This window comes from Actinophytocola sp., from assembly GCF_009379765.1.
Taxonomy (GTDB): domain Bacteria; phylum Actinomycetota; class Actinomycetes; order Mycobacteriales; family Pseudonocardiaceae; genus Actinophytocola.
In genome coordinates this window covers 23,066-29,874 of sequence record NZ_WHTD01000098.1, presented here as the reverse complement: position 1 = coordinate 29,874, position 6,809 = coordinate 23,066, and the positions used below count along the sequence as shown (strand labels likewise).

Below are 6,809 nucleotides of genomic sequence, written 5' to 3'. Positions count from 1 at the left end.
GGCGGGAACGCCGCAGTCAGCACCCCGACCCCGACCAGATCCGGCAACCGAACCTGCGTACCCACCTTGACCTGCTGTCCCACTCTCGCCACAACCAAGATCATAACCCCACAGCACCTAAGTTAGCGGCATTGGGCCGTGTCCAGCTCGACGACGCCGACCCCTCCAACCCGCGCGTGGACCTGATCGTGGCCCGCGTGTACGACGAACGCCAAGGTGACCCCCGCACCGAGTTCGTCATCGAGCCCGTCACCGGGCTGGCGGGGCCGGAGCCGGTCGAGCCGCCGTTGCCGCCGGTGTCGTTCCCGATCGCGCGGGTCGCGCTGCCCGCCGGCACTACCCAGCTCGCCGGGTCGATGTTCACCGACATCCGCCGCGCCGCCAGCGTGCGCACCGGGGTCGGTGTCGTGCTGCCCGGCGACGACCCCACCCTGCCGGGCGCCTACGCCGGGCACACCCGCTACCGGGCCGGCACGCTCGAAGCGTTCGACGGCGAGACCTGGCGCGGCACCCCCGCCATCTGGTCCGAGGAGTCGGTCGAGTTGGTCGCCCGCACCGGGATCACCGGCATCGCCGCGTTGACCTCGATCGGCGTGCCCGATCCGGGCTGGCCGTACCGGCTGATGATCTCCGGGTGTGCCGAGCTGACCGGCACCAACTGCCGCGCCGACCTGACCATCCGCCTCGACGCCGCCGACGGCGCGGTCCTGGCCCGGGGTGTCGGCCCGACCAACGGATGGAGCTGGGTGACCACCCCAGCAAGGAACACCCGCGTCCTGGAAGGCGCACACACGCTGTACCTGTCCGGTGAACGCGTCGGCGCCGCCGGTACTTGGGCGAACTTCACCTACAACGGCGCGCTGTCGCTGCTGCGGCTCCCCGCCTGACCGGAGGTGACCCGGTGCGTCTGCTGCTCGGCCACCTGCGCACCGGGGACGTCGTCGCCGAGCTGGACGGGCAGGCCGACTACACCGACGAACTCTCCGCCGCCGGCTCCGCGCGGGCCACGATCCCGCTCGACGCCGTCCCGCCAGAGATCGACATCCGGGCGGTCACCACGCCATGGCGGCACTACCTCGCCCTCGATCACGACGGTGTGGTGCTGTGGGCGGGGCCGATCGTGCCGCGCCGCCGCGCGCCGAACACCAGCGCCGTCGAGGTGTCCGTGTCGGGGTTGTGGACGGTGTTCGACCGGCGCGTACTCGCCCGCCTCGGGGACTGGGCCTACACCGACCCCCAAGCGGACGTGATCCTCACCTACCGCTCGCTGCCCGGCGTCGCGCTGGACATCGTGCAAGTGGCGCTCAACCGACCGCACGGCGAACTGCCGCTCGTGTTACCCCGGCTGAACACCTCCGGGGACCTGGAGCGCCGCTACTACGGGCACGAACTCGCCTCGACCGGCGAGCGATTGAAACAGCTCACCGCCGACGAGAACGGCCCCGATCTGCACTTCCACCCGCGCTACCGCCCGGACCGCTCCGGCATCGAATGGGTGTTCCGGGTCGGGCAACCCCACCTCACCCAGCCCGGCATCGCCTGGCACTTCGACGAGGGCGGGAACTTGCTCGGCTACGGCTGGGACGAGGACGGCTCCGTCCTCGCATCGACGATCTTGGTCCCTGGTGACGGGATGGAACGCGGCCGGCTCATCGGCCAAGCGACCAACGACGCCCTGCCGCGGGTCGGCTGGCCAGCGCTGGACACCGTGATCTCCGACCACGCCAGCGAGAAACAGCCGGCCGTGCTGGACGCGCACGCCATCGCCTACCTGGACGCCTACCGGACCGGCGTCACCCGCGACACCGCCATCGTCCGCACCGACACCCACCCACGGCTCGGGACCTATCTGGTCGGCGACCAAGTCATGCTCACCCCGCGCCCAGACCGCGCCACGGAACCGGGCGCGCGGCACCGGCGGATCACCGCCATCGCCTACCGCTCCAGCACCCCCGACACCGCCGAGCTGACCCTCGCACCCGCCCCCGCCACCCTCTGAGGAGCACGCCCGTGCCGGTCACCCCCAGTTCTGACGACCTCGCCGCCCGCATCCGCCACCTCGAAGCGCGGCTCAACGAGCTGTCCCGCGGCACCCTCACCAACGCCGTCATCTCCCAGGGCGGCATCACGATCCGCGACCTCGGCGGCATCGAACTGTCCGACCAGGACGGCGAAACCGTGTTCTACGTCGGCGGCGCGGGCGGGTCCTGGTCCCGTCCGGACGGCACACCCCAACCCATCACCTCGATCAGCGACGACCGGGGACGCTGGCGGATCGCGGTCTTCGACCCGGCCCCCGCCGAGCACGGGTACCGCCAGTTCGTCGCGATCTGGGACTACAACGGCAACATCATCCTCGGCGACGACGCCAACAGCGGCGAAGGCTTAGCCCGCCCCTACATCCCCCACACCGTCAGCCGAGGCCGCTCCCAAGACTGGCCCGCCTCCACCGCGACCGACTGGGAACCCCTCGACATCATCCGCCTCCACCGCCAGCACCCCCAGCTCTACATCGAGTACCGCCACACGTCCGACGAACCGAACACGCGCGGCGACGTCCGTCTCCGCGACACCCAAGCCGGCGTCCTGGCCACCAAGCCGGTCGGTTACGTCACCGTCTGGGAGAAAACCCAGATGCCGATGCCCGGCGTCTTCGGCGACATGCGGGAAATCTGGCTCGAAGCCCGCCGCACCACCGGCCCCGGCAACATCCGCACCACCGTCGTACACGCCTCCGGCGTCCAGTCGTAACAGGACTGATCTAGGCGGAGCCGTTGCGCAGACCGTCGTCCAGACAGTCCGGCGTGTACTCGCCTTCCAGGCACGGCATCGCGTCCGGCGCCGTCGTCGGCGCGGTCGTGGTCGTTGTTGTCGTGGCCGGCGGTTCGACCGGCGCCGATGCGGGTGCCGACTCTGGTGCGGGCGCTGGTTCGTCGTTGACCGGTTCGGCCCGAGCCGTCGTGTCCGCCGCTGGCGCGGGAACCTCGGCGCTCGCCGGGACCGGCCTAGTCGTGGTCGCGCTGGTCGTGCTCGACGCCGACGCCCCAGCACTGGCGCTGGTGGACGGTGCGCTGGCCCTCTCCTGCCGCTGCTGCTCGGCCGCCGGTGGCTCGGTCGCGGTGTACGTGACGACCGCCCCGGCCACGCCGCGAGCAGCAGCGCGCCGAACGCGATAGCGACGATCATCGCCCACCGCCGACGTGTTCCCGGCGCGGTCTCGTCCTGGTTCACGGTGCCTCCCTCGTGGTTGTCCACACCCTGTGGATCACTCCTGTGGCCACTATGTCCGGCCGCCACGCGCCACCACCCCCGGCCCACCATCCCCATCCCTGTATCCCCTGTTGAGGAGCCCTTTCTGATGACCGATTACGGCATCGACGTCAGCCACTGGAACCGTGTCGACGACTGGAAAGCCCTGCGCGGCAACAACATCACCTACGCCTCCATCAAGGTCACCGAGTCCACCGGCTTCACCGACCCCGCCGCCACCAACCACGCCAACGGCGCCCGCGCCGCCGGCATCCGGGCCGGTGGCTACCACTTCGCCCGCGACACCAGCATCCACGGCCAGGTCGACCACTTCGCCGCCCAGCTCCGCGCCCGCGGCCTGCTCGCGCCCGGCTCGCTCGCACCCATGATCGACATGGAAGCCGCGGAACTCCGCGACAACGCCAACCCGTTCCTCGCCGCGTTCATCACCCGCCTGCGCCAGGTGACCGGTGTCCGGCGGGTGCTCGTCTACGCCAACCTCGACTGGTGGACCCGCGTCCTCCGCCCGAACGAGTGGGCCGACGCCGACGTCCTGTTGTGGATCGCCCGTTACAACGGCGACCCCGGTAACCCCGGCTGGGCGCACCCCAAGCTGGCGCTGCACCAGCACACCAGCAAGGGCAGCGTGCCCGGCATCCCCGGCCACGTCGACCGCAACGCCACCATCGGCGGCTACACCCTTGGCCACCTGGTGCTCGACGGCACACCCGCGCCGGGACCACAGCCGAAACCGCCGTCGCCCACGCCCGGCACCTACACCGTCCGCGCGGGCGACACGCTCTCCGGGATCGCCGCCCGCCACGGCACGACCTGGCAGACCCTCGCACGGCTCAACAACATCCCGAACCCAGACCTGATCCACCCCGGCCAGGTCCTCACCCTCCCCACCGCCGCGAGCGGCGCACCGGCACGGACCCACACCGTCAAACCCGGCGACACCCTCTCCGCGATCGCAACGCGGCACGGCACCACCTGGCAGAGGCTCGCCCAGCTCAACGGACTGGCCAACCCCGACCTCATCCACCCCGGACAGGTCCTCCGCCTGCCCTGAATCCCTTACCCACCAACAGAGAAGGACACACCCACCCCATGACCACACCCACCACCCCGAGCCCCGCCAGCACGAGCCGGCCGCATCCGGTGCGGATCGCCGCGTCGATCGTCGGCGGGCTGACCGCGCTCCTGGCCGGGCTCGTCGGGTCCGGCCTGCTCACCGCTGCACAGGGCGACGCGCTCACCGGCATCATCACCGCCGCCGTCGCCGCGCTCGGCGCGTTCGGCTACGTGATCAGCACCGAACGCAAGGTCACCCCGGTCTCCGACCCCCGCGACAGCACCGGCCGCCCGCTCGTCCCCGCCGATACCCCCGAGACCGGCGAACCGCTCGACTCGTAAACCTTCACCTACCAGCCGTTTTCGCTGACCACCCCAGCACGCCCACAGGGGAGGTCAGCGAAACGGTCCATTCCGGGGCGCGCTGGCCGACCCTGGAGAACACCATCCCGTGCCCCGCGACACCGACGATCCGCGATGGACAGTTGATCACGTGGAGACCGAGCCAATCACCGAGCAGCAGCACGCGGCCGCGGTCACCGCGCTCGCGAACATGATCAACCGCTGGCAGACCAGCCACCCCGCCGGACCCGCGCCCGATCAACCGGACGGGCCCGCGCCCGGCCAGACGGCCGGACCTTCCCGGTAACACCCGACAACACGCGCGCCGACCACCTACTTTCACGCGCGCACCAGCACGAATACACCACCGCCGCCCACACCCTCGTGGGCGACGGTGGCCTGTCCAGGGAAGGACCCCACCGTGGCTCGCCGTACCACCAACACCAAGATCCGCAAGGCCGCCGGCATCGAGTTAGGCGACGACGTGCGGGTCGCGCTCTACATGCGGCGCTCGACCGACGAGGACAACCAGCCCTACTCGATCGAGATGCAAGACACCCGCAACCGCGCCTACTGCGCCTCCCAACCCGGCTGGCGCGTGGTCAAGGTCTACTCCGACAACGCATCCGGCGGCAGCACCGACCGCGACAACCTCCAGAAGATGATGCGCGACGCCCGCGCGGGGCTGTTCGACGTCCTGCTCGTCTACCGGGTGGACCGGTTCACCCGCAACCTGCGCGACATGGTCGGCCTGCTCGACGACCTCGACCAGGCCGGCGTGGTGTTCCGGTCGGCGACCGAGCCGTTCGACACCGCCACCCCGATGGGTCGGATGCTGGTGCAGATGCTCGGCATGTTCGCCCAGTTCGAACGCGACACGATCATCGAGCGCGTCATCGCCGGCATGGAACGTGCCGCCGCGAAAGGCAAGTGGAAGGGCGGCCGCCGCCCGTTCGGGTACACCGTGGACAAGAAGACCCAGACCCTCGTGCCGCACGAGACCGAGCAGATTCTCGTCCGGCTGATCTTCGAGCTGTACACCCGCGACCGGCTCGGCTCCAACGGCATCGCCGGCGTCATCAACGACCGCGGGTTCCGCACCGCCACCGGCAAACTCTGGTCACCGCAACAGGTGCTCCGGGTGCTGTCCAACCGCGTCTACCTCGGCGAGTTGACCTTCCGGGAGATCACCACCGACAACTGCCACCCCGCCATCGTCGACCCCACCGTGTTCGCCGAGGCCCAGCGGCTCATGGACCAGCGCGGCGAAAGCATGGGCCACCGCGCCGCGAACGCCTCCGACTACGTCGCCTCCGGCAAACTCCGCTGCCCCCGCTGCGGCAAATCCATGATCGGCACCCGCGCCACCGGCAAGACCAAGACCTACCGCTACTACACCTGCTGGACCTACCAGCGCTACGGCACCGACGCCTGCGACATGCCCCGCCTCAACGCCGACCACCTGGACCAAGCCCTCCTCGACGCCACCGTCGAGTTCTACCGCACCGGGCACAGCCTCATCACCCAAGCCGTCGACGCCGCCCAACGCGACCACCTCGCCGACCACCACACCCGCGCCGCCGAGCTGACCACCGTCAACGCCGAACTCGCCACCGTCGCCACGAAGATCGACCGCTACCTCGACGCGTTCGAAGACGGCCGACTCGACGGCGACGACGAAGACGTCAAAGACCGACTCGCCCGGCTCCGCGCCACCCGCCAGCAACTCCGCGACCGCAAGACCGAACTCGAACACCTGATCGACCAGCAGCCCACCGCACCCGACACGGCCACCCTCGACAACCTCGCCCACCACATCGCCGAGATCGCCCGAACCGGTCACATCAACGACCAGAAGACCCTCATCGAATCCCTCGTCGCACACGTCACCATCAGCGGAAACAACACCTTCGTGCCCGCCTTCCGCATCCCCCAGCAAGCCACCGCGGCCGGACACGACACAGGGGCCGAGCACGCCTCAGCAGGCCCGACCCCTGGTGTTCGTGTACCGACACATTTGGTGGGGCCGAAGGGAGTCGAACCCTCACTGGCTGGAACCTAAATCCAGTGCCTCTGCCGTTGGGCTACGGCCCCGGGCGCTCGCGCGCCAGGGCACAGCGTAGCCAGTCGGGTGAGGGTGGAAG

At 70.1% G+C, this 6,809-nt stretch carries 8 protein-coding genes and 1 tRNA gene; 8 read left to right on the top strand and 1 reads right to left on the bottom strand.

Going from position 1 to position 6,809, the window contains the following annotated elements; genetic code table 11:
• The first annotated feature begins 131 nt into the window (after nt 1–131).
• The 8 genes from GEV28_RS26600 to GEV28_RS26565 all read left to right on the top strand — a co-directional run bounded on the left by GEV28_RS26600 (nt 132) and on the right by GEV28_RS26565 (nt 6,727).
• Complete coding sequence (locus GEV28_RS26600) at nt 132–887, top strand: hypothetical protein (protein ID WP_291414959.1); 756 nt, start codon at nt 132–134, stop codon at nt 885–887.
• Nucleotides 888–901: 14 nt separating this feature from the next.
• On the top strand, nt 902–1,999 hold the full coding sequence (locus GEV28_RS26595; protein WP_291414958.1) for a hypothetical protein: 1,098 nt from the start codon (nt 902–904) through the stop codon (nt 1,997–1,999).
• 11 nt (nt 2,000–2,010) lie between these two features.
• A complete protein-coding gene (locus GEV28_RS26590; RefSeq protein ID WP_291414957.1) occupies nt 2,011–2,751 on the top strand; it encodes a hypothetical protein in 741 nt (246 codons plus the stop codon).
• Between the two features lie 53 nt (nt 2,752–2,804).
• Nucleotides 2,805–3,176: a hypothetical protein gene (locus GEV28_RS26585; RefSeq protein WP_291414956.1), complete on the top strand. Its 372-nt coding sequence runs from the start codon at nt 2,805–2,807 to the stop codon at nt 3,174–3,176.
• A 182-nt stretch (nt 3,177–3,358) separates the two neighbouring features.
• Entirely contained in the window at nt 3,359–4,321 is a 963-nt protein-coding gene (locus GEV28_RS26580; RefSeq protein WP_291414955.1) for a LysM peptidoglycan-binding domain-containing protein, read from the top strand.
• 38 nt (nt 4,322–4,359) lie between these two features.
• Nucleotides 4,360–4,665 (top strand): hypothetical protein, encoded by a 306-nt coding sequence (locus GEV28_RS26575; RefSeq protein WP_291414954.1) that lies wholly within the window; start codon nt 4,360–4,362, stop codon nt 4,663–4,665.
• 151 nt (nt 4,666–4,816) lie between these two features.
• Nucleotides 4,817–4,972 (top strand): hypothetical protein, encoded by a 156-nt coding sequence (locus GEV28_RS26570; protein ID WP_291414953.1) that lies wholly within the window; start codon nt 4,817–4,819, stop codon nt 4,970–4,972.
• A gap of 195 nt (nt 4,973–5,167) precedes the next feature.
• Entirely contained in the window at nt 5,168–6,727 is a 1,560-nt protein-coding gene (locus GEV28_RS26565; RefSeq protein ID WP_367115196.1) for a recombinase family protein, read from the top strand.
• On the opposite strand, the gene GEV28_RS26560 is transcribed toward GEV28_RS26565, so the two are convergent.
• Nucleotides 6,684–6,759: transfer RNA gene (locus GEV28_RS26560), tRNA-Leu, on the bottom strand. The two genes, GEV28_RS26565 and GEV28_RS26560, sit on opposite strands and share 44 nt — an antisense overlap.
• Nucleotides 6,760–6,809 lie beyond the last annotated feature (50 nt).